Here is a 22,991-nt window from a genome sequence, read left to right as displayed (position 1 = left end):
GCTATAAAAGCATCGTTTTTAGGTGCTAATTTGCAGGGTTAGCGAGGGCTTTTATCAAGCTCCCCCAAGCGAGTTTTGAGCTAATATATCCTTATAAATTCTAGGGGAATCCTATGCGTAAGTACTCAATTATTGCCACATTCATGCTGTGCTGCAGCGTGGCACTCTTTTCAGCCCAATCATTTGCAGCGCCGACTAAAGAAGAAGCTGATGTAGAAAATATTAAAGCGCCACCAAGAGACGTGAAGGATATTTTGTTGGTCCTTAGTCAGGCACGCGCCGACAAATCAATTATAGAAAAAGCGACTAAGATTTTAGCTTTACCAGTGCCGACTACTAGTGATACAGAGGTTTTGAATCATTATTACTATAGAAGAGCAGCAGCAGAGGACGCTCTTGAGAATACTAGAGGGGCATTAGAAAATATCAAGAAGGCTGCAGTTGATTTTCCTAGTGTTAAAGTAGATCTTCGTATTGACGAGATGTTTCAATATGCAGGATATGAGTCTGCGCAAGGCCATTTAATTGCTGCAAAGAAAATTTCTGAACAGGGTTTATCGACTGTTCCTCAAAACTTACGTGGCTGGGCTCTTTCATTTAACAGGCAGATAGTCAGTTATTGCCTTGGCCTTGGAGATTTTGAGTGCGCTAAATCGGGCCTTGCTGCATTAGAAAATGATTACAGCGCCATCATTAGTATCGCTCGTAATCCCAATTACCTCCATCGAATGAATTGGGAGAACACTCTTGAGTCAACTCGTGGCCGTTATTTTTTGGCTGAAGGTAAGTTTATAGAGGCTGAACGTAGTATTCGTAGATCCTTATATCTCAATCTACAGATCTTAGATGGAATTAAGGATCGAGGGAGAGACGCTTTAGATAATGAAGTGCGAATTTCCCAGGACTCTACTACAGCTGCACGAAATTTTTATGCTCAACGTGCTTATTTGATGGCAGATATGGCTAAGGCTTATTTGGGGCAAAGAAGATTGGTTGATGCTGAGTATTGGTCTCGAGAAGCTACTATGTTGGCTATAAACCAGTTTGGGCCTAACTCTGGAAAGACTGCACAGATGTTGCTCACTCTAACTAGGGTAGTTGCTGAGCAAGGGCGTAATGCGGAGGCAGTATTACTAGGCAATGCAGCATTGAAGGTCGCACAACAATCCACTAGCTATCCTGCGTCTACCTCTATTGCTTATGCACGCAAGACCTTGGCTACTTCCTTGGTTGCCGATGGCAAATACACTCAGGCGGAGAAAGTATTCGCTGAGATGGTAGAGAACGTTAAAGCTGACCCAGATATTGCTGCACGTTTTCCTGCCCAAGACTTAGATTGGGCTCTTGCGCTCGTTAAAACAGGTAAGGCAGCTCAAGCGGCAACCATGACTGGAGAGATGCTGGCTAAGAATGGTCCTCGGATGGAGAAGGGATCTACTCGCTTAGCTATGTTGACAGCATTTAATGCATCGGCTCTTCAAGCTTCTGGTCGGTCTTCTCAAGCCTTGTCTGAGTTCAAAATATCCGTACCTATCCTGATTGATCAATCCCGTAACGATGCTGAAAACAACACTCAAAGTATCCGTCAAACTCAGCGCATGACCTTTGTCTTGGAAGAGTATCTCGCTTCTCTTGCGCAACAAGCTAAAACAGATTCTTCAGGAGCGGCAGCAGCTGAAGCTTTCCAAGTTGCAGATCTTGCCCGCGGAAGTGGAGTGCAACGCGCTTTAACATCTAGTGCAGCACGGGCTAACATTTCTGATCCTCAGCTTGCCGGATTAGCGCGTCGTGAGCAAGATTTACAGCAGCGTATCAATACTTTGACAGAGTTATTAACTGGATTGTTATCGGCTCCACCCGCACAGCAGCTTCCTGCTGCGCAAGCCAAAATCCGCACTGACATCACCGCCTTTAAATCACAACGTGATGATCTTAAAAAAGAGATTGAGAAAAAGTTCCCAGACTATGCTGAGTTGGTTGAACCTAAGCCTGCTTCAGTAGAGCGTACTCAAAAAGCGCTTAAACCTGATGAAGTGTTGATCTCTTGGTATTTTGGCGATAACGTGGGTTATGTTTGGGCCATTACTAAAGATAAGCCTGCACAATTTGCACAGCTCTCAATTGGTCGGGCAAAAATGGCTAAAGATGTTGCGCAGTTACGCAAAGCGCTCGATCCTGGCGTAGCTACCATTGATGAGATACCAGCCTTTGATGTAGTGCTTGCCAATCAACTCTATCAACAAGTGCTCGCTCCCGTGCAAAGTGCGTTTGCTGGTAAAAAAGTGATGCTGACGGTGCCCCATGCTGAGTTGGGTCAGTTGCCCTTATCCCTGTTGGTGACCAAGCCAACAGCGCAGCCTGCCAAAGGTGGTGCAACACCGTTTATTGGATACAAGACCGTTCCTTGGTTAACAAGAGATATTGCTGTTGCTCAAGTACCTTCAGTTACAGCTTTGACTGCACTGCGCTCCTTGCCAGCGGGCAATCCTAATCGCAAGAACTTCATTGGCTTTGGCGATCCTTACTTTAGTGCCCAACAAGAGCAGCAAGCTGATAAGCAAGCGAAGTCAACGCAGTTGGCAACACGCGGCATCCCATTGTCTTTACGCAGCGCCCCTAAAACTTCCGGTGTGAGCTCTGCTGAGTTGGCACTCTTGCCACGCCTACCAGATACCAGTCTTGAGTTAGAAGAGATTGGTAAAGCGATTGGAGCAGGTGATGGCGATATCTTCTTGCATAAACAAGCTTCCGTAAAGCAAGTGATGGCGACAGACTTATCTAATCGCAAGGTAGTAATGTTTGCTACCCATGGTTTAGTGCCAGGCGAACTCAATGGCTTAACGCAACCAGCGCTAGCGCTATCGTCTCCTGATGTCACAGGCGACAAAGATGATGGCCTTCTGACAATGGATAAGGTCCTCACTTTAAAGCTCGATGCTGACTGGGTCGTACTCTCTGCTTGTAATACAGCGGCAGGTGAGGGTGCTGGCTCTGAAGCAGTCTCAGGTCTTGGTAGAGCCTTCTTCTTTGCTGGTGCTAAAGCACTCTTGGTCTCTAACTGGCCAGTAGACTCAGTGGCCTCTAGAACCTTGATGACTGATCTCTTTAAGAATCAGCAAAAGGCCCAAGGCACTAGCAAGGCTGAGCTTCTGAGACAAGCAATGCTTACCCAAATTGATCAAGGTGGCATGAAAGAAGGCGCGAATATGAAATACGCCTATGCCCACCCCTTGTTCTGGGCCCCCTTTGTAGTGGTGGGGGATTGATTTAAGATCTACTTGTTTAACATTTTTAATTATTTGAGGTTTCTATGAAATTGAGTCATATATTGCTTGCCGCATCACTGCTTGCCTCTTCCCAGTGGTCTATTGCTGCTGCTTTGATTAGTGCAAAAGAAGCAGCTTTGCCACCGGCAGCTGGCGCTCTTGCAACCCGCGGCATTTCTCGTGGGCCAGGGATTAAGTTAGCCTCACCAGAAGCCGATACGCCGGTAGCTTCTCCATTTGATTTCAAGGTGAACTTTGAGCCACGCGGCGATGCCAAGATTGATCCAAGCTCTGTCAAAGTGGTTTATATGAAATCACCTTTTGTAGATTTAACCCCTCGTTTAAAGAGTGCTATCTCTGCCAATGGCATTGATTTTGCAAAGGCGGATGTTCCTCCAGGAACCCATACGATCCGTGTAACGGTGAAAGATTCTGAGGGTCGTGAAACGAACTCAGTATTGAATTTGGTAGTGAATAAATAATGAATTGTCCATATTGCCTATCTGAGGTTTCAGAAGAGGCTCACGTCTGTAAGACTTGCAGTCGTGATCTTTATCTTTTTAAACCGATGATCGCCAAGATTGCTAGCCTAGAAGACCAGTTGGCTGCAATCCCCAGTCAAGAAGTGAATGAGCTTAGGATTGCTGAGCTTGAGTGCTTGTTGGAAGAACAAAATCAGCAGCTTGCTAGTAGATCTATGTTCGCCTGGGTAAAAGATATTGCCCTTTATTTGATCTTGCCATTACTGTTGCTTCTATTAGCACATTGGTTAATTGCGATTGTTTATGACACCAAGATGATTTATCTAAGAATCATCTCCATGGCTCTTCCACTACCATTTGCTTATTTCTTATTTGAGGGTCATGCGTACAAGCTTTTCCCTTGGTTTGTTGGCGTAGTCTTTTTGGCTATTAGTTCAGTAATTGGTATGAGTTGGATTACGAGCTTGGTTGATCATTCACCTGTTTGGCCCCAGAACCTATTTGAATGGAGAGAAGTTTTAGAGTACTCCGCTAGCATCGCCTTTAGTTTCTTAACGGGAATGCTACTTGGTGGAGTTGCTTATGCAAGCAAACAAAGACGTCGTCACGCCGGCATTATGAATATGCTGATTAAAGTAACATCAACTCAATCTGCAGGTGGTGTCTCTATTCAAGGGATGCATGGGCTTATGAAGAGCCTTCAAGACTATGGTGGCACAGTAGTTGCATTAGGAACCACTGCTGTATCAATCTACACAGGCCTTAAGGGAATCATTGGTAACTAGATTTTTATTGGCATTATGTCTATGTCAAGTAACCCTTAGCGTTCAGGGGCAGGTATTTGATGTTCCACATCAACAGGATACCCCTACACGCACCCTTTTTGTTGGAGTACAAAATCCCAAAGCCCTAGTTTTATTATTTCCTGGGGGCGGCGGCATGCCTGTCATTTTTGATAATGGCACTATTAAAAGTAGACATACCTTCGTGCGTTCACTTGATCTATGGGCGCAATATGGAATAGGTGCTGTCTTGGTTGATAGTCCTTATGACCTAGGAGATCTGAGAAGAGGTAATTTGCGAGGTCGTAAAGAGCATCTCAGCAGGGTAAATGAGGTTGTCAACTTTTATAAGGTCAAATTGAATCTTCCCATTTGGATCTTTGGGCATAGTATGGGGTCCTCAACTGCCACTTATTATGCAAATGAATTAGACCCATCAGGGAAGCAAGTTGCTGGGATCATTGTTGCTGGAACTATCAATTCAGCAAGTCTCAGTAATGACGTGACTATTCCAGTTTTAGGCATACATCATCAGCATGATGATTGTGCTGGCACCCCAGTAGTAGCAAGTTCAAGAATTATTGAAGATCGGCCTAAAAACTACATTTCTAAATTAGAAATTATTGAAGGCGGCATCAGCGAAGGTGATGTTTGTGCGTCCTTTGCCTATCACGGCTTTAATCAAACTGAGCCAGAATTTATAAAGCGTGCTGCGCAATTCATTTTGAATCAGAAATAGAGCGCCCTATCAGAGCTTGCTGATTAGTTTGTATCCCACGTAATTTCGTCAACAGTATCCACTTCCATTCGTTGTAAACGATCCACGCGCACTTTGTGTCCGTGGATTTTTTATTTAATACTGGAGAATGTATGAGTCGAAACTTAAATATTGGTGTTGTAACTGGTTTTGTAAGATCTGCTGCGCTTGCTGTAACACTGGCAGTTTCTGCACTTGGCGTTGCTATAGCATCCCCCATCAATGTCAATACCGCTACTCAATCTGAGTTAGAGAGTATTAAAGGGATTGGGCCTTCTAAGGCAAAAACCATTATTGCCGAGCGCTTGGATGGCGGTCATTTTCAAGATGCCAATGATTTACAGAAACGGGTCCGAGGCATTGGCATGAAATCCGTAGAAAAGATGGTAGATAACGGCCTCACCATTGAGGCACCCAGTTCCTTTCGGGAACCTAATGGCAGGACTAAAAAAGAGGGCGGCGCCTCTAGTAGACGCAATTCTCGTACTCAAACTGGTATTCGCCATCAGCCGGAGCGTTCGGGAGCAGGTCGCAGAAATTAAGCCCTTTCGCGTGTAGGTTTGCTTGCGGCTAAAATGGCTTTATGAGTAAACCTTCTTACCTGACAATTTCACAAACCGTAGGCAACACACCTATAGTTCAATTGCAACGGATTCCGGGTCTCGAGAACTCGACCCGCAATAATGTGATTTTAGGTAAGCTAGAAGGCAATAATCCAGCCGGGTCGGTGAAAGACCGACCTGCGCTGTCGATGATCATGCGCGCACAAGAGCGCGGAGAAATTAAACCTGGTGATACCCTCATTGAAGCAACAAGTGGTAATACTGGCATTGCATTGGCTATGACGGCTGCTATGTTGGGCTACAAGATGGTATTGGTAATGCCAGAAAATCAAAGTATTGAGCGCCGCCAAAGTATGGCTGCCTATGGAGCTCAACTCATTTTGACTGCTGCTTCTGGTGGCATGGAGTTTGCACGGGACTATGCGCTCCAACTACAGCGAGAAGGTCGCGGTAGATTACTGGATCAGTTTGCAAATCCGGATAATCCACGAGCACATATTGAAACTACTGGGCCAGAGATTTGGCGAGATACCGATGGGCAAATTACCCACTTTATTTCAGCAATGGGCACTACCGGAACGATTACTGGTGTCTCAACCTATCTCAAGTCCATGAATCCTGAGATTCAGATTATTGGAGCGCAGCCTGAGCAGGGCTCACAAATTCCGGGAATCCGTAAATGGGCTCCAGAGTATTTGCCGAAGATTTATCAAGGCGATAAAGTCGATCGTATTGAATACATTACACAAGCAGATGCTGAGGAGATGGCGCGCCGCATGGCAGCAGAGGAAGGTATCTTCTGCGGCATATCTGCTGGCGGTGCCTTAGTTGTTGCCTTGCGTATTGCACGTCAGGTTGAAAATGCCACGATCGTCTTTATCGTTTGTGACCGCGGCGACCGCTATTTATCTACTGGGGTGTTTCCGGCCTAACTCACCAGCTTAATTCGTTTTAGACTTCTTCTTAGCGCTAGATTTCTTTTGCTTAGATTTTTCACTGACACTCTTACTGCCCCCTGCTTTACCAGTATTTTCTACCGGCACTACGCTTTGATTCTTATATCCTAAAGCTTCTGCAAACTCGGCAACACTTTGTGCATAAAAGTAGCTTCGGTTGTATTGCACGATCGTCAAAAAGTTATTCAAGCCTACAAAGTATTGGACTTGGTCTGAGCCATCTTTATCTGGGTAGGGCAGATCCACAATAAATGCTTTGCTGCTGGACTCAACGCCACCACTTTGCAGGTCACCTTGTTGTTTGGTCAAGATCCCTTTATCAATGAGTTCTTGAACTGTGTGTTTTAGCTGTGGCTGTCCATCGGCTAATTCTTTAGCGGCTGTTATGCCATCAATTTGCACAGGAAATGAAATGGGCATGCCAGGCTGCCAGCCATGGTTTTTCATGAAGTTACCAACACTAGCTATGGCATCTTTTGGACTTTGCTTTAAATCGATTCTTCCATCGCCATCACCATCCATTGCAAAGCTGCGAATGCTACTAGGCATGAATTGCGGTAAACCAATTGCGCCTGCATAAGAGCTATTCTGGTTTAAGCAAGCATTAAAGCGAGGGCTATTGACATCTTGCATGCTGTTCTTGGCTGGCAACTTGCCGCCAGCTTCAGTCCAGCATAAGAGGATGAGTTCTTTGAGCTGATCTTTAAATAGTTGCTCACGGGCAACTTTATTGGGCGTCTCGGGGTAGCTAAAGGCTAGGGTAGATAAGACATCTTTTACTCGGAAATTACCCGTCTGGCGTCCATAGATGGTCTCAATACCAATAATGGCAACAATGATCTCAACGGGAACCCCAGAATCCTGCTCAACTTGGCTCAAAAATGCTTGATTTTCTTCCCAAAAGGCTTTTCCAGCCTTTAGTCGGACGGGTTCAATAAAACGCTTGCGGTAGGCAAGCCAATTTTTCTTGAAAGTGCCCGATGGGGGTAATACCAATTTGCGTATTGAAGGAATCGTTTTAGCATCTAAAAAGCCAGATTCTAGGCTTTGCAGGGGGATTTCTTGGGTTTGGGAAACTTGGCTGAGTAATTCATTGAGGTTTTGACTGACTCGCGCTTCTATAGCGATATCTTCAGCTTGGTTTACGATGGGTTGGTCTGGCTTTGTGGGTGGCGTTGGCGCGCTGGCGCAGGCAGCTAGAAGTAAGACTAGAACTAAGTAGGAGATGCGAAGATACATGCGCGATGGGACGGATTGTTGAGAAATAAACACGTTTGCCAAGATTATAAAAATAAGAGTTTTGCTATGAAGGATTTAGAGTAATGACAACAGGATACATAACTCATCCAGACTTTCTGAAACATGAGATGGGAAGTCATCATCCAGAGTGCCCTGAACGAATTCAGGCGATCAATGATCAATTGATCCGCAGTGGCGTAGATCGCTTCCTTCATCATTTAGACGCCCCCCTAGCAACTGAAGATCAATTGGAATTAGTGCACAGCCCTGACCACGTTGCATTTGTCAGAGACCGCGCTCCAGAGAGCGGTTACTTCATGCTAGATGGTGACACTATTATGAACCCTCATACCTATAGGGCATCATTGCGTGCAGCAGGCGCTGCAATAGCGGGTGTTGATGCGGTGATGAAGGGTGAGGTTGATAACGTATTTTGTGCTGTCAGGCCACCTGGCCATCATGCCGAGCCAACCCGTTCTATGGGTTTTTGTCTATTCGATAACGTTGCAGTTGCAGCCCGCTATGCTCAGGAAGCGTATGGCATTAAGCGTGTCGCTATTATTGATTTTGATGTACATCATGGCAATGGTACTGAGGCAGCATTCTTTAATGATCCCAGCGTGATGATGTGTAGCTTTTTCCAGCATCCTTTCTACCCATATAGTGGACTAGATGCCTCGGATAATATGGTCAATGTGCCTTTGCCTGCATCCACTCGAGGTGATGTGGTGCGCTCGATTGTGCAAGAGCGCTGGCTGCCGGCTTTACGTAACTTTGAGCCAGAGCTGATTATTATTTCTGCAGGATTTGATGCGCATCGTGAGGATGACTTAGGTCAAATGGGTTTGGTGGAGGATGATTATGTTTGGATCACTCAGCGCCTCAAGGAAATTGCGAAAGATTATGCACAGGGTCGCATAGTCAGCTGCTTAGAGGGGGGTTACAACCTCTCTGCTTTAGGACGCAGTGTTGTAGCTCACGTCAAGGCCTTAGCAGATATTTAAGTTGCTCTAATCGAGTAAAAACCGTTATTGAAAGTACATGATGGCAAATATTTATGAACAAGGTTTGGATCGTAATTCAGCGAACTTTACCCCGATTACCCCACTGCTATTTTTAGAGCGTTCAGCAGCTATTTATCCTAATAAGACTGCCATCATTCATGGAAAGTTACGGCAAACTTGGCAGCAAACGGATGAGCGTTGCCGTCGTCTGGCCAGTGCTTTGCAAAAGCATGGCATTGGCCTAGGGGATACGGTTGCAGTGATGCTGCCTAATACACCACCGATGGTGGAAGCGCATTTTGGTATTCCGATGGCGGGGGCTGTGCTGAATGCTTTGAATACTCGCTTAGATCCAGAATCAATTGCTTTCATGCTCAATCACGGCGAAGCCAAAGTCGTGATCGTTGATCCAGAATTTTCAGCAGTGATGAAAAAAGCACTGGAGATCGCGCAAAAAGAAAGTGGCCGGGATATTTTGGTCATCGATGTCGAAGAAAAAGAATTTGATATCACGGGTGAGAGTTTAGGAAAACTCACTTACGAACAATTATTAGCGCAAGGGGACCCAAAGTTCGCTTGGCAGGTTCCTGCAGATGAGTGGCAAGCTATTTGCTTGAACTATACCTCGGGTACCACCGGTAATCCTAAAGGTGTTGTCTACCACCATCGTGGCGCAGCAATGAATGCAGTATCGAATATTTTGGACTGGGATATCAATCGGCATCCGGTGTATTTGTGGACCCTGCCAATGTTCCATTGCAATGGTTGGTGCTTTCCTTGGACTATTGCAGCGCGTGCGGGCGTTAATATTTGTATGCGGCGTGTGGATGCACCCCATATTTTTGCTGCGATTAAGGAGCATGGAGTCACCCATTACTGCGCTGCACCGATTGTTCATAACCTGTTGGTTAATGCTCCAGACGACCTCAAGGTAGGCGTGCCTTCAGGTGTCAAGGGACTCATCGCCGGGGCTGCACCGCCAGCTTCGATCATTGAAGGGATGGAAAAGCTGGGCTTTGATTTAACCCATGTATATGGTTTGACTGAGACTTATGGCCCGGCCGCAATTTGCGTGAGACAAGATGAGTGGGATGATTTGGATATCGGCGAGCGCGCTCGCTTGAATGCGCGACAAGGCATGCGCTATCACCTGCAACAAGCAATTGATGTGCTCAATCCAGAAACGATGCAACCAGTTCCCGCTGATGGTGAAACGATGGGGGAAATTATGTTCAAAGGGAATATCACCATGAAGGGTTATCTGAAGAATCAGAAAGCCACTCAAGAAGCTTTTGAGGGCGGCTGGTTTCATTCGGGTGACTTAGCGGTGATGAACCCAGATGGCTACGTCAAGATTAAAGACCGCAGCAAGGACATCATCATCTCTGGCGGGGAAAATATTTCTTCTATTGAGGTGGAGGATGTTTTGTACCGTCACCCTGCGGTGATGGCCGCGGCAGTGGTTGCTAAACCTGATCCAAAGTGGGGCGAGACCCCCTGCGCTTTCCTAGAAATTAAGTCTGGAGTTCAGGTAAGTCCAGCGGAGATCATTGCCCACTGTAAGCAACATTTAGCTGGATTTAAGGTACCTAAGGCGATTGTATTTGGGGAGCTACCCAAGACCTCAACCGGAAAAATCCAGAAATTTGAACTGCGCAAGCAAGCTGGCTCTGCCACCGCTATTGATGTCTAGTTCTTCGGGCTTGGGGCGGATAAAATAAGTAGTTATGCAGATATTTGCAAATTTTTATCAATATTGAGAATTCCAAATGAAGATCTTAGTGGCAGTAAAACGAGTCGTTGATTACAACGTCAAAATTCGAGTGAAATCTGATGGTTCTGGTGTAGATCTGGCCAACGTCAAGATGAGCATGAACCCCTTTGATGAAATTGCTGTTGAAGAGGCGGTACGTTTAAAAGAAGCAGGCATTGCAACTGAAGTTGTCGTGGTTAGTGCAGGTGTGACGCAGTGCCAGGAAACATTGCGAACTGCTTTGGCGATTGGCGCTGATCGTGCCATCTTAGTGGAGTCTGATGCTGACTTGCAGCCACTCGCAGTTGCTAAGATTCTGAAAGCGCTCTCTGAAAAAGAATCTGCTCAAATCATCATCCTTGGCAAGCAAGCGATTGATGATGACAGTAATCAAACAGGTCAAATGCTGGCCAGTCTATTGGATATCCCACAAGCAACTTTTGCATCCAAGGTGGTAGTAGCCGACGGTAAGGTAACTGTGACGCGCGAAGTCGATGGTGGTCTAGAAACTATTGCCTTGAGTTTGCCGGCAGTGATTACTACTGACTTGCGTTTGAATGAGCCACGTTATGTCACTCTGCCTAATATCATGAAGGCCAAGAAAAAGACCATTGATATTGTGAAGCCTGAGCATTTGGGTGTGGATATTGTCCCGCGCCTTAAAACCCTGAAGGTTGAGGATCCGCCTAAACGTAGTGCTGGTGTCATGGTAGCTGATGTAGCAGCCTTGGTAGACAAACTCAAAAATGAAGCGAAGGTGATTTAAATGGCTACTCTAGTGATCGCTGAACACGATAATCAATCTTTAAAAGCAGCTACCTTAAATACTGTAGCAGCTGCATTGCAATGCTCTCCTGAAGTAGATGTATTGGTTGCTGGTAACCAGTCTGATGTGGTTGCACAGTCTGCTGCTCAAATAGTAGGTGTCCGTAAAGTGATTCAGGTCGACGCTGCTAGTCTAGCTGATCAATTGGCTGAGCCTTTAGCCGCACAGATTCTGTCAATTGCAAATCAGTACAGTCATATTTTGGCTCCCGCAACTGCTAACGGTAAGAATGTGTTGCCACGTGTCGCTGCTAAGTTGGATGTTGCCCAGCTATCTGATATCACCAAGGTTGTGAGTAGCGATACTTTTGAGCGCCCAATTTATGCGGGTAATGCGATTGCTACTGTACAAACTAGCGATTCAATCAAAGTCATCACAGTTCGCACTACCGGTTTTGATCCTGTGGCTGCTACTGGTGGCTCGGCAGCGATTGAAAAACAAGCTGCTATAGAAAGTAAATCCTCATCATCCTTTGTGGGCCGTCAGCTAACGAAGTCTGATCGTCCAGAGCTGACTGCTGCCAAGATCATTGTTTCTGGTGGTCGCGGTTTAGGTTCTGGTGATAAGTACCAGGAGCTCATCGCCCCATTAGCTGACAAGCTAGGCGCTGCTTTAGGCGCTTCGCGTGCTGCAGTGGATGCGGGTTATGTTCCTAATGATTATCAAGTTGGCCAAACCGGCAAGATTGTTGCTCCAGAGCTCTATATCGCGATTGGTATTTCTGGGGCTATTCAGCACTTAGCAGGTATGAAGGACTCCAAGGTGATTGTTGCGATTAATAAAGATCCAGAAGCTCCTATCTTTGGTGTTGCTGATTACGGTTTAGTTGCCGATCTCAATACGGCAGTGCCAGAATTAACTAAAGCACTGAGCTAAGTGTGATTGCATTATTTGATTTAATTCAATAGGAGCAGCAATGCCATACGTAGCCCCAGTAAAAGACATGTTGTTTGTCATGAATGAGTTAGCTGGGCTAGCCGATGTGGTTGCTTATCCCTCTTATGCACAAGCAGGGGTTGATGTCGATTTGGCGCCAGCGATTTTGGAAGAGTCTGCCAAGTTCAATCAAGATGTTGTTGCACCACTCAATTGGCCTGGTGATCAAAACCCAAGCTCCTGGAAAGATGGTGTAGTTACTACTACCCCTGGATTTAAAGAAGCCTTTGAACAATTCGCTGCTGCTGGTTGGCAGGGCGTAGTGCATCCAGCTGAGTTTGGTGGCCAAGCCTTGCCAAAGTTAATTGCTGCTGCATGTTTTGAAATGGTTCACTCAGCCAGCTTGTCATTTGCTTTATGTCCCATGCTGACCGATGGTGCGATTGAGGCTTTATTAACGGCGGCTAGCCCAGAGATTCAAGCGCAATATGTCCCGCATATGATCTCCGGTGAGTGGACTGGCTCGATGTGCTTAACTGAACCACAAGCAGGTTCTGATTTATCGATGGTCCGCTCTAAAGCTGTACCTGAAGGTGATGGCACCTACAAAATATTTGGTACCAAGATTTATATCACCTATGGTGAGCACGATATGGCCAAGAATATTATCCATTTGGTGCTGGCAAGAACACCAGATGCCCCAGAGGGAGTTAAAGGAATTTCATTATTTGTAGTTCCTAAATTCTTAGCGAAAACTGACGGCTCTTTAGGTGATCGTAACGATGTTCACTGCGTATCGATTGAGCATAAGCTTGGCATCAAAGCCAGCCCAACTGCAGTGTTGCAGTTCGGCGATCATGGTGGTGCAATCGGCTATCTAGTTGGCGAAGAAAATCGCGGCCTTGAATACATGTTCGTGATGATGAATGCTGCTCGCTTTGCAGTGGGTATGCAGGGCATTGCAGTGGCTGAGCGTGCTTATCAAAAGGCGGTGCAATACGCTAAAGATCGTGTGCAAAGTCGAGATTTAGATGGCTCTGCTGGGCCTGTGGCGATTATTCATCAACCAGATGTCAAGCGTATGCTCATGACCATGCGCGCCTACACTGAAGCTTCTCGCGCATTAGCTTATTACGCTGCTGCTGCTAATGATGCCCAACATGCATCACCTGATGAGACTGAGCGCAAATCAAGTCAAGCCGTTTATGAATTCTTAGTACCAATTGTGAAAGGTTTCTCAACAGAGATGTCAATCGAGGTCGCCAGCTTAGGCATCCAGGTGCATGGCGGTATGGGCTTTATCGAGGAGACGGGTGCGGCCCAACACTATCGTGATGCTCGTATCTTGACCATCTATGAAGGTACTACCGCCATTCAGGCAAATGATTTGCTTGGGAGAAAAACAGTACGTGATGGTGGCGCCACTGCGAGAGTACTTTTACAAAAAATGACTGAAACAGAAAAACAGTTACTAGCGAGTAGTTCAGTAGATGCTCAAGCAGTGCTCAAGCAGTTGACGAAAGGACGTGCTGCATTTGAAGAGGCGCTTGCTTATATTTTGGCAAATGCAAAGAGCGAAACTAAAGCAGTCTATGCCGGTAGCTTTGCGTATTTGAGGCTATCCGGTTTAGTGTTCGGTGCTTGGCAAATGGCTCGCAGCCTCTTAGCTGCTGAGCGTTTGCGTGAGAGTGACCCTACTTTTTATGGTGCTAAGATTGCTACGGCACGTTTCTTTGCTGAGAATTTATTGCCGCAAGCTAGCGCCCTAGCAACTTCAATTATTGAAAGCGGTCACTCAACAAATGCATTAGAGGTAGAGCAGTTCTGAAGTTATTGCGATAGCTTTTTGGCTTCGTGAAGTTGGGAGATGAAGAATTGCTCAAAAGAGATGGCCAAAAAAGTCATCATGACAGCAGCACCCAATACGAGTGAGAAGATCACCGTCAGAATCACTGGCCAGCCAGAGCGAGTACGACGGTGCTCTTCGATGCCGGGATTAAATTGCGCATCCCATTTCTCATCAGGGCGAAGACCAAAGGCAATCGTTGTTAACCAGCTGGCTTCTATAGCAATAAATCCAAAGGTGATCAGCATCCATCCAGGTGCAGAATGAAAGTTGGCGTTCTTTAGGATAGTCCAGCCAGCAATACCGCCAATCAGAGCAAATAATTGCGCCCAAGCCCAAAAAGATTTGATGCCTTGCAAGTAAAAGCAGTTGAGTCCACTGCCTGGGAAAAAAAATCCGAGAGCGCAAAAAATCAGTTTGGAGTTTTTCATTAATCTTTTATCTTTTGATTGACTTACTTATTTGTTGTGGGGCGCTGAGTAAAGCTTAAGACTTCTCGATCGGCTCCAATCATCAGCAATTGATCGCCATTACGAACGATACTGCGATAGTCGTTGAGCTCATACAGAAAGTCATTTTCTAATTCATTACGTTGTGGCGTACAGGCCATTTTGGTGCTCACAATTTTAGTGATGGTAAAGCCACGAGCATCTTCATCTAACTGTGCAGTAAAGCGATTGCAGCCAGTTGAGCCGCTGATGCGCTGGCCATTGGCGTCAAAAATGATGTGAATAGGATTACTGGCTTCACCTTGTGGAATTTGGCGGGTGCGCACCTCACCACTACTATTGGGGGCTAAATTCCAGCGAGTGAGCTCCCACTTGGTATTACGTAGTTCGCTGCTAGGAGGGCTAGTTTTCGCATTGCAGGTCGGAATGACATTGGCGCACCCAGTCAAAAGAACAATGCCCAAAGATGAAAACACCACAATTAGGCTATTTGAGAAGCCTCTAAAGAGGCCCTTTCTTGAGGCTTGGGATGCGATTTTTGTGGGCATATTTATCTAAGTTATTGTTTTATATGTATTTTTTATTCTCTGGATGATTCTATTCTACTGGCTTAGACGCTGAAATAGGTGGAAGGAGTAGGGGTTTTCGTCTAGAATATGAGGTTTTCCGCTCTACCTTACGTTGCTTTGGTGGGCCGGAGTCCCAGATTTTTTCATTTTAGATTTTTTAAGGAATAAGTATGGTCGTCATTCGACTGGCACGCGGCGGTTCTAAGAAGCGCCCTTTTTACAGCATCGTTGCTACTGATAAGCGCAACCGTCGTGACTCGAACTTTATCGAGCGCATTGGTTATTTCAATCCACAAGCAGTTGCAACTGAGCAAGCAATGCGTATTGCCCAGGATCGCTTGACCTACTGGACTGGTGTTGGCGCGCAAATCTCTCCAACCGTTGTTCGTCTGATCAAAAACAATCCTGCTGTTTAAATCACTTTGCTAAAGACTTCATCTTTGCGGTGGAGTTTTTGGCGGCAGGATTTGAGTAGTTTTATTTTGGGAAAATAAGGTGTCTTTCAAATGAGTACACCTTCCTTAAATGATTTGATTGAGCTTGGTGCCGTTTCTGAGGCCCAAGGATTGCAGGGTCAAGTGAAGGTTAGACCTCACTCATCAGAGCCTGTAGCGCTTCTATCTTCTAAAGCTGTTTGGTTATCTCTAATCCCTCGACGAGATGCAGGTGTTTCTGTGTCTGTAGAGCAAGCCTCCCTCACGCAATACAAAGTCAAGAGCGCTAAGATGCACAGCGGTAATGTCGTCATGGCACTAGAGGGTATCAGTGATCGCGATCAAGCGCTTGCATTGAAAGGCGCCAGAATATTGGTAGCACGCGATGCATTTCCAAAAGCAGATAGTGATTCTTATTATTGGGTTGACCTGATTGGTTGCAGTGCAGTTAATTTGCAAAACGAGGTACTTGGTGAGGTCATCGATGTTACTGAGAACGGTGCTCATGGTGTGATCGCCATTGGTGATGCGTCAAGCAAGGCCATTAAACAATTAGTTCCATTCGTAAAAGAAGTAGTGCAAAACGTAGACTTAGATAATAAAAAAATTACTCTCGATTGGCAGAGAGATTGGTGATGAACGAATAAAAAATAAACCGACGAATATAGATATGCGCTTTGATGTTGTGACTTTATTTCCAGAAATGTTCTCTGCTCTGACGCAGTGGGGTGTAACTGGTCGCGCATGTGAGCAATCACTAGCTAGCGTTCATCTGTGGAATCCCAGAGATTTTTGTACTGATCCCCGTAAGACGGTAGACGATCGCGCCTATGGCGGCGGTCCAGGAATGGTCATGATGGCCAAGCCCCTGGAAGATACCGTCGCCGGTATTAAAGCGGCCCATCAGGCCGCCAATATCAAAACAGGCCCAATTTGTTTATTGGCACCCCAAGGCGAGCGGTTTTCTCAGAAAATGGCAGCCGATATCCTGAATTTGGGCAATTTGAGCTTTATTTGTGGTCGCTATGAGGCAGTCGACCAACGTTTTATTGATCGAAACGTCGATTTGCAGCTCTCTATCGGTGATTTTGTGCTTTCTGGAGGTGAAATTCCTGCAATGGCGATGATGGATGCGGTGATTAGGCTCATTCCAGGTGCTCTTGGGGATGGCGAATCTGCCACTCAGGATAGCTTTATGAACGGTCTTTTGGACTATCCCCACTACACCAGACCCGAGATTTATGAAAATTTATCGGTGCCAGACGTGCTTTTGGGCGGACATCACGCTAAAATAGCGGATTGGCGTCGGCAGAAGTCTTTAGAGCTGACGTTCAGGCTCCGGCCAGATTTAATTGAATCGGCCAGAGCTAATGGGTTGCTAACCCGAGAAGATGAACAATTTCTTCGCTCTCTATAAATTGAGTTGTGAATAAGCGGTTTGATTTTTGGTTTAGTGAAATTGTTTTAACTGCATCCTCTGTTAAGTCCGTTGATTTAAATCTCGGGATTAAACGTTAACAAGATGTTTAAGGATTAAAAAAATGAATTTGATCGAAAAAATTGAGCAAGAAGAAATTGCTCGCTTAAGTGCTAACAAAGTATTGCCAAGCTTTGCTCCTGGCGACACAGTGATTGTTAGCGTAAACGTTGTTGAAGGTACACGTAAGCGTGCCCAGGCTTTTGAAGGCGTTGTGATTGCTAAGCGTAATCGCGGACTCAATTCCAGCTTCATCGTGCGTAAGATCTCTTCTGGGGAAGGCGTTGAGCGTACTTTCCAAACATACTCACCATTGATTGCTAGCGTTGAAGTGAAGCGTCGCGGTGATGTCCGTCGTGCAAAGTTGTACTACTTGCGCGATCGTTCTGGTAAGTCAGCACGTATTAAAGAAAAGCTTCAAGCTCGCACTAAGGCAGTAGCTGCTCCAGCTGCTGAATAATTGCTGCTTTGATGCAAATTAAAAAGGCGGCCTAGGTCGCCTTTTTTGTTGCCTTAGAATATGAATATGCCCAAGACCCCTCAGACTGAAGAAGACGCAATCAATGTGGCTGCGCCCCCTGGGTTTGATGCACAAGCCATTCCGATCTACGAGATTTGTGGCGATCAGATCAAGGTGCCCAAAGAGCGCCTCGAGCTAGCAAGCTTAAGAGCCCGTTTTCAGGCGCCTCCTGATTGGCATCCAGAAATTACTGATGAGAACCGCCATGTGATCGCTTCAGACATTATTGCTAAGCGTCAGGCAGCGGGTAAGGTTACTAAGGCAGCAGTGTTGATACCGTTGGTATTAAAGGCAGAAGGCTTATCAGTACTTCTAACTCAACGAACCAATCACTTACGCGACCATGCCGGACAAATTAGTTTTCCTGGGGGTCGCATGGATCCTGAAGATCAAAGTCCTAATGACACTGCACTGCGGGAGAGTGAAGAAGAAATTGGTTTGGATCGCAAGCGGGTAGAGATTATTGGGCATTTACCGCAATATCTCACTGTTTCTGGCTATAGCGTTACCCCGGTAGTGGGATTGGTACAGGCTCAGGCAGAATACGTTTTAGATGAATTTGAGGTGGCTGATATTTTTGAAGTGCCTTTAAGTTTTTTGTTGGACCCAGCAAATCATCAGATTAGAGTGTGGCAAAGTGAGCAGGGTGGCCGTCGTTTTTATTCAATGCCTTATGAGAACCGCTTTATTTGGGGTGCTACTGCGGGAATGTTACGAAACCTATATCATTTATTAAAAGTATGACTTTCTTTTCTATTCTCTTCGCCCTCATTGCTGAGCAATATCGCCCAGTAACTGCTAGCCATTGGATTGTGCGCACTAGCACCCGTTGGTTGGATTGGGTCGCCGGAGAATTCGGCGGTAAGACTGAAGAAGGGGCAAGCCCAATTGGTGCTCGCATGGCCTGCTTGGTTGCATTTATTTTGCCAACCTTTTTAGTATTCTTGGTTTACGTCATTTGTATGGTGACTTACCCAATCTTAGGTTTTGTATGGAATATTGTGATTGCCTATTTGTTTTTTGGCTTTCGTCAATTTAGCCATTCTTTCACTCTAGTGCATGAAGCGATTGAGGCCCATGATCTACCAGCAGCCCGCACCGCACTTGGCCAATGGTATGGCCCAGATTTAGATACCACTCATCTGACAGAAACCCAAGTGATCTCTTTGGCTCTTGAACGCGCCATCATTGGTTCCCATCGTCACGTATTTGGTGTCTTGTTCTGGTTCATGATGCCAATGGGCCCTGCAGGAGTTGTACTCTATCGTTTAGCTGATATGGCTGCGCAACGTTGGTCTATGCGGGGTGACTTTAATCTGAGTGAAGCGGCACGACATTTCTTTTACGTGCTCGATTGGATTCCATCTCGGATTACTGCAATGGGCTTTGCAATTGTTGGTAACTTTGAAGGCGCAGTTTATGCGTGGCGCTACCTTACTCAAAAATGGGCCGACTCTTTATCAGCAGTGATTTTGGCTGCCGGTGGTGGTGCTTTAGGTGTGCGTTTAGGTGAGCCCTTGAGTGAGCCTGGTAGTGATGAAGCATTGCGGATGGCAGAGGCTGGTGAGCCGCTGATCTATGAAGTAGGTCTTGAGCCTACCGAGCGGACGATGCGCTCCGCAGTAGGCTTGGTATGGCGCCTAGTTATCGCTTGGATGGCTTTATTGCTAATGCTGACCATCGCTCTTTGGCTTGGCTAATCCCCTGAATTTGCGTATCTGCTGTTTTTGAATCAGAGTGCAGTTGCCTAAATAGCGCTAGTCTTTCTGGCGCTATTTCGTTTCTATCGACCGCATCTCTTACAGCGCAATCTGGCTCTGATTCATGTGCGCAATTATGAAAGCGACATTTACCCAGTAAATCTTTGAATTCTCTAAAGGCATGTTGCAGTTCGCTGACTGACATGTGAGCCAAACCAAACTCCTGAAAACCTGGTGAATCAATTAATGCTCCAAGCTTGCCAGAAGCATCTCTACCCCAAGCTTGTGGTAATTCAAAATAACGACAAGCGGTAGTGGTGTGCTTACCAGTATCTAAGCGCACTGAGTATTCTTGTGTGAGTGCAGCAGCATTGGGAACCCAGGCATTTAAGAGGCTAGACTTACCCATGCCTGACTGACCTACAAAGACAGAGATCTTGCCGCAGAGTGCCATCTGGAGTGCATTAATCGATTCAGAGTCAAACTTGGCGGATACCTCACTCACTGAGTAGCCCATGCGTGCATACGGTGCAATGATTTTGCGTGCGTGCTCTAAATTATCTTTGAGGTCACATTTATTTAAGAGAATATGTAAACCAATTTGGTTAGCTTCTGCAGCTACCACTGCTCTACCTAAAAGATCTGGTGAGAATGCAGGTTGCGTTGCTAGTACCACTAAAATTTGATCGACATTAGAAGCAATGATCTTGCTCTTAAATGCATCTGATCGATACAGAATATTTTCGCGGGGTTCAATTTGAATAATGCGCGCTTGATCTGCCGATGTCATCTCGAGCAGCATGCGATCACCCACTGCGCCAATGTGCTGCTTAGCAGGCGTGCTTACCTGAATTAATGGTCCCTGAGGTGAATGATTTCCTTGTGCATCCGCTACTAAACGCTGCGCTAGATAGTGCCTTCCATAAGAGGCAGTCAGTAGCGCGTGAAATTGTTCCATCGATGATTCGTATTAGCTCAGACGCTGGAGATTGGCAATTCTCAGTGGTGCTGGTGGATGTGAGCTATAGAAGGCGGTGTAAATCGGATCTGGGGTGAGCGTTGAAGCATTGTCTTGGTAAAGCTTGACTAAAGCAGAGATCAAATCTTGAGCAGAAGATTTTTCAGCTGCAAAACCGTCAGCTTCATATTCATGTTTACGAGAAGCAAGGCTGCCCAGTGGTGTGAAGAAGAAGCTGAACACTGGAGATACCAGCATAAAGAGCGCCAGGGCTAGGCCGCCGTTATAACCATTGAGGTTGGGCATAACCCCCAGATCGGTGTAGAACCAGACCTTGGTGCTAATCCATCCTAGTAGAGCAAACATACCAAAGCTCAAAGCAAAAGAAACTAAGAGGCGCTTACGAATATGCTGACGTTTAAAGTGGCCCAACTCATGAGCAAGTACAGCCTCTACTTCACCAGGGTTGAGTTTTTCAATCAAAGTATCAAAGAAGACAATACGTTTTGCCTTGCCCATGCCAGCAAAGAATGCATTGCCATGAGCGCTACGCTTGCTGCCGTCCATTACAAACAACCCTTGGCTAGCAAAATCACAGCGTTTCAGTAGTGCTTCAATTTGGGTTTTTAAGGGACCATCTTCTAAAGCTTGGAACTTATTAAAGAGCGGGGCAATAAATGTAGGGAAGATCCACTGCATTAATACACTAAATGCGGTCAATACCCCCCATGCCCAAAGCCACCAAAGATCGCCAGCTTGAGCCATGAGCGTGAGAATCACCCAAAGTAGTGGCACGCCGATTGCGCCACCTACCCCTATACCCTTCATCATGTCGCTAAAGAATAATTTCTTACCCATGCGATTAAAGCCGAAACGCTCCTCCAGATAAAATTGCTTGTACCAGGAGAAGGGCAGATCAATGATTCCGGAGATAAGCACAATCGAGACTAGTAGAGCAATTTGCTGGGCAATGCCTTCGCCTAGAAATTGCAGTAGAGCCATATTCAGAATTTGCAATCCACCCAATAAAGTGAAGGCAATTAAAATAATGGCGCTGACTCCATTTTCTAATATTCCAAGGCGTAATTTGGCGATAGTGTAGTCAGCCGCTTTTTGATGTTCAGCCAAACTCACTTTTTCAGTAAATTCTGCGGGAACCTGTTCGCGGTGCTGGGCGACATAGCGAATTTGGCGTTGGGATAACCAGTGGCGTAGGCCAAAACTGGCAATAAAGGCGATTAGAAAAACAATTGTGAATGTCATGAGATCATTATAGATATGAGTGAACAAACGAACACGGCCGAGAAAAAGGCACCCCCCGCCGATGAGCACCTGATTTGGGTGGATATGGAAATGTCGGGCCTTAATCCCGAAACTGAGCGGATTTTAGAAATCGCCATCATTGTTACTGATGCCCACCTGAATACCATTGCAACCGCCCCTGTCTGGGTCGTTCATCAAGAGGATGCCGTTTTAGATGCAATGGATGCTTGGAATAAAGGCACTCATGGGCGTTCTGGTCTGATCGATAAGGTCAAAGCATCCTCATTGGATGAGGTAACTGTTGAGGCCGAGTGCATTGCCTTTTTAAAGAAATACATCAAGGCAGGTATTGCTCCGATGTGTGGCAATACGATTGGCCAAGATCGTCGCTTTATGGCCAAGTACATGCCAAAGTTGGAAGCTTATTTTCATTATCGAAGTATTGATGTCTCGACTCTCAAGGAGTTGTGCAAGCGCTGGCATCCAGAGTTAGTGAAGGGCTTTACCAAAAACCAGGCACATACTGCATTGGCAGATATTGAAGAATCGATTGAAGAGCTCAAGTACTACCGCGATAAATTTATCATTCCACTACCGAAGTAAGGGGAAGTGGAAAACTCAAAAAGCATTTATTTCTTGAGCGCGCTCTTTGGCCTAAAGACTTTGATAACCTCTTCATGGGTCTCGATATAAGGCCCGCCGATTAAATCAATGCAGTAAGGAACTGCTGCAAAGATGCCGGGCACAATCGCTTTCCCATTCTCATCCTTAAGACCTTCTAGTGTTTCAGCAATCGCTTTGGGTTGACCGGGTAAATTGATGACGAGCGCAGCATGCCCCTCTATTTCTCTCAAAACAGCTACCTGCCTAGACAAAATCGCCGTCGGAACAAATTTCAGGCTGATTTGCCGCATTTGCTCGCCAAAGCCCGGCATTTCACGGGTTCCGGCTTCAAGGGTAGCTTCAGGGGTGACATCTCTACGAGATGGGCCTGTGCCTCCTGTGGTGAGTACCAGATCGCACCCCATATCGTCTACCAATTCAACAATGGTTTCTGTGATGATTTCAGATTCGTCTGCAATAAGACGCTCATGAAAGTCGCAGGGGTTGCTAATGGCTTTCATTAACCAAGACTGTAGGGCAGGGATGCCCTCATCTTGATATACCCCATTGCTGGCTCTATCGGAGATCGAAATCAGGCCGATTTTGACTTCATTTGGGGAGCTACGCTTTTGGTCTTCGGTATGCTTCATGTTTCTATTCTAGCTATT

General features: G+C 46.0%; 24 protein-coding genes. 18 read left to right on the top strand and 6 right to left on the bottom strand.

Features of this window, described 5'->3' with window-relative positions:
• Nucleotides 1-113: 113 nt before the first annotated feature.
• From ICN31_RS06540 to cysM, 6 genes are all read left to right on the top strand, one after another.
• Nucleotides 114-3,266, top strand: coding sequence for a CHAT domain-containing tetratricopeptide repeat protein (locus ICN31_RS06540; protein ID WP_216259749.1), 3,153 nt, complete (start codon nt 114-116; stop codon nt 3,264-3,266).
• Between the two features lie 44 nt (nt 3,267-3,310).
• On the top strand, nt 3,311-3,748 hold the full coding sequence (locus tag ICN31_RS06535; RefSeq protein WP_216259747.1) for a hypothetical protein: 438 nt from the start codon (nt 3,311-3,313) through the stop codon (nt 3,746-3,748).
• Entirely contained in the window at nt 3,748-4,533 is a 786-nt protein-coding gene (locus ICN31_RS06530; RefSeq protein ID WP_216259745.1) for a hypothetical protein, read from the top strand. The genes ICN31_RS06535 and ICN31_RS06530 overlap by 1 nt, the downstream gene beginning before the upstream one ends.
• 7 nt (nt 4,534-4,540) lie before the next feature.
• A complete protein-coding gene (locus ICN31_RS06525; protein ID WP_216259744.1) occupies nt 4,541-5,269 on the top strand; it encodes an alpha/beta hydrolase in 729 nt (242 codons plus the stop codon).
• A gap of 131 nt (nt 5,270-5,400) precedes the next feature.
• Nucleotides 5,401-5,829: a helix-hairpin-helix domain-containing protein gene (locus ICN31_RS06520; RefSeq protein WP_088524873.1), complete on the top strand. Its 429-nt coding sequence runs from the start codon at nt 5,401-5,403 to the stop codon at nt 5,827-5,829.
• A gap of 41 nt (nt 5,830-5,870) precedes the next feature.
• Entirely contained in the window at nt 5,871-6,782 is a 912-nt protein-coding gene (gene cysM / locus ICN31_RS06515; RefSeq protein ID WP_216259742.1) for a cysteine synthase CysM, read from the top strand.
• 9 nt (nt 6,783-6,791) lie between these two features.
• On the opposite strand, the gene ICN31_RS06510 is transcribed toward cysM, so the two are convergent.
• Nucleotides 6,792-8,078 carry a lytic transglycosylase domain-containing protein gene (locus ICN31_RS06510; protein WP_370624274.1) on the bottom strand — a complete coding sequence of 429 codons (1,287 nt, stop codon included), beginning with the start codon at nt 8,076-8,078 and terminating at the stop codon, nt 6,792-6,794.
• Between the two features lie 50 nt (nt 8,079-8,128).
• Here ICN31_RS06510 and ICN31_RS06505 point away from each other — a divergent pair, with 50 nt between their 5' ends.
• The 5 genes from ICN31_RS06505 (at nt 8,129) to ICN31_RS06485 (ending at nt 14,332) form a co-directional block, all read left to right on the top strand.
• Nucleotides 8,129-9,049 carry a histone deacetylase family protein gene (locus ICN31_RS06505; RefSeq protein WP_088524871.1) on the top strand — a complete coding sequence of 307 codons (921 nt, stop codon included), beginning with the start codon at nt 8,129-8,131 and terminating at the stop codon, nt 9,047-9,049.
• Nucleotides 9,050-9,089: 40 nt separating this feature from the next.
• The gene (locus ICN31_RS06500) at nt 9,090-10,742 is read left to right on the top strand and encodes an acyl-CoA synthetase (protein ID WP_216260810.1); all 1,653 of its coding nucleotides are present in this window, start codon (nt 9,090-9,092) and stop codon (nt 10,740-10,742) included.
• A 76-nt stretch (nt 10,743-10,818) separates the two neighbouring features.
• Nucleotides 10,819-11,568: an electron transfer flavoprotein subunit beta/FixA family protein gene (locus ICN31_RS06495; RefSeq protein WP_216259740.1), complete on the top strand. Its 750-nt coding sequence runs from the start codon at nt 10,819-10,821 to the stop codon at nt 11,566-11,568.
• Nucleotides 11,569-12,504: an electron transfer flavoprotein subunit alpha/FixB family protein gene (locus ICN31_RS06490; RefSeq protein WP_216259738.1), complete on the top strand. Its 936-nt coding sequence runs from the start codon at nt 11,569-11,571 to the stop codon at nt 12,502-12,504.
• A gap of 40 nt (nt 12,505-12,544) precedes the next feature.
• Nucleotides 12,545-14,332, top strand: coding sequence for an acyl-CoA dehydrogenase (locus tag ICN31_RS06485; protein ID WP_216259736.1), 1,788 nt, complete (start codon nt 12,545-12,547; stop codon nt 14,330-14,332).
• Nucleotides 14,333-14,334: 2 nt separating this feature from the next.
• Here ICN31_RS06485 and ICN31_RS06480 read toward each other — a convergent pair whose 3' ends face one another.
• Both ICN31_RS06480 and ICN31_RS06475 read right to left on the bottom strand, forming a co-directional pair.
• Entirely contained in the window at nt 14,335-14,781 is a 447-nt protein-coding gene (locus tag ICN31_RS06480; RefSeq protein ID WP_216259734.1) for a hypothetical protein, read from the bottom strand.
• A gap of 23 nt (nt 14,782-14,804) precedes the next feature.
• Nucleotides 14,805-15,347 (bottom strand): META domain-containing protein, encoded by a 543-nt coding sequence (locus ICN31_RS06475; RefSeq protein WP_216861401.1) that lies wholly within the window; start codon nt 15,345-15,347, stop codon nt 14,805-14,807.
• A gap of 191 nt (nt 15,348-15,538) precedes the next feature.
• Here ICN31_RS06475 and rpsP point away from each other — a divergent pair, with 191 nt between their 5' ends.
• The 6 genes from rpsP to ICN31_RS06445 all read left to right on the top strand — a co-directional run bounded on the left by rpsP (nt 15,539) and on the right by ICN31_RS06445 (nt 19,499).
• Nucleotides 15,539-15,784 carry a 30S ribosomal protein S16 gene (rpsP, locus tag ICN31_RS06470; protein ID WP_088524866.1) on the top strand — a complete coding sequence of 82 codons (246 nt, stop codon included), beginning with the start codon at nt 15,539-15,541 and terminating at the stop codon, nt 15,782-15,784.
• 90 nt (nt 15,785-15,874) lie between these two features.
• A complete protein-coding gene (rimM, locus tag ICN31_RS06465) occupies nt 15,875-16,438 on the top strand; it encodes a ribosome maturation factor RimM (protein ID WP_216259732.1) in 564 nt (187 codons plus the stop codon).
• 34 nt (nt 16,439-16,472) lie between these two features.
• Entirely contained in the window at nt 16,473-17,219 is a 747-nt protein-coding gene (gene trmD / locus ICN31_RS06460; protein ID WP_216259730.1) for a tRNA (guanosine(37)-N1)-methyltransferase TrmD, read from the top strand.
• Nucleotides 17,220-17,343: 124 nt separating this feature from the next.
• Complete coding sequence (gene rplS, locus ICN31_RS06455; protein WP_216259728.1) at nt 17,344-17,739, top strand: 50S ribosomal protein L19; 396 nt, start codon at nt 17,344-17,346, stop codon at nt 17,737-17,739.
• Nucleotides 17,740-17,805: 66 nt separating this feature from the next.
• Entirely contained in the window at nt 17,806-18,543 is a 738-nt protein-coding gene (locus ICN31_RS06450) for a CoA pyrophosphatase (RefSeq protein ID WP_216259726.1), read from the top strand.
• Nucleotides 18,540-19,499, top strand: a complete 960-nt coding sequence (locus ICN31_RS06445) for a CobD/CbiB family protein (protein WP_216259724.1) — start codon at nt 18,540-18,542, stop codon at nt 19,497-19,499. The genes ICN31_RS06450 and ICN31_RS06445 overlap by 4 nt, the downstream gene beginning before the upstream one ends.
• On the opposite strand, the gene rsgA is transcribed toward ICN31_RS06445, so the two are convergent.
• Nucleotides 19,444-20,457, bottom strand: a complete 1,014-nt coding sequence (rsgA, locus tag ICN31_RS06440) for a ribosome small subunit-dependent GTPase A (protein ID WP_216259722.1) — start codon at nt 20,455-20,457, stop codon at nt 19,444-19,446. The two genes, ICN31_RS06445 and rsgA, sit on opposite strands and share 56 nt — an antisense overlap.
• Before the next feature lie 12 nt (nt 20,458-20,469).
• The gene (locus tag ICN31_RS06435) at nt 20,470-21,720 is read right to left on the bottom strand and encodes a M48 family metallopeptidase (RefSeq protein WP_216259720.1); all 1,251 of its coding nucleotides are present in this window, start codon (nt 21,718-21,720) and stop codon (nt 20,470-20,472) included.
• Nucleotides 21,721-21,735: 15 nt separating this feature from the next.
• Between ICN31_RS06435 and orn the strand changes: the two genes are divergently transcribed.
• A complete protein-coding gene (orn, locus tag ICN31_RS06430; RefSeq protein ID WP_216259718.1) occupies nt 21,736-22,323 on the top strand; it encodes an oligoribonuclease in 588 nt (195 codons plus the stop codon).
• Between the two features lie 26 nt (nt 22,324-22,349).
• On the opposite strand, the gene mog is transcribed toward orn, so the two are convergent.
• Nucleotides 22,350-22,973, bottom strand: a complete 624-nt coding sequence (gene mog, locus ICN31_RS06425; RefSeq protein ID WP_216259716.1) for a molybdopterin adenylyltransferase — start codon at nt 22,971-22,973, stop codon at nt 22,350-22,352.
• Nucleotides 22,974-22,991: the final 18 nt, after the last annotated feature.

Source organism: Polynucleobacter sp. UB-Piko-W3 (genome assembly GCF_018881635.1).
GTDB lineage: Bacteria > Pseudomonadota > Gammaproteobacteria > Burkholderiales > Burkholderiaceae > Polynucleobacter.
Note: the sequence above shows the minus strand (reverse complement) of the source record. Positions and strands in the feature narration are given on the sequence as shown.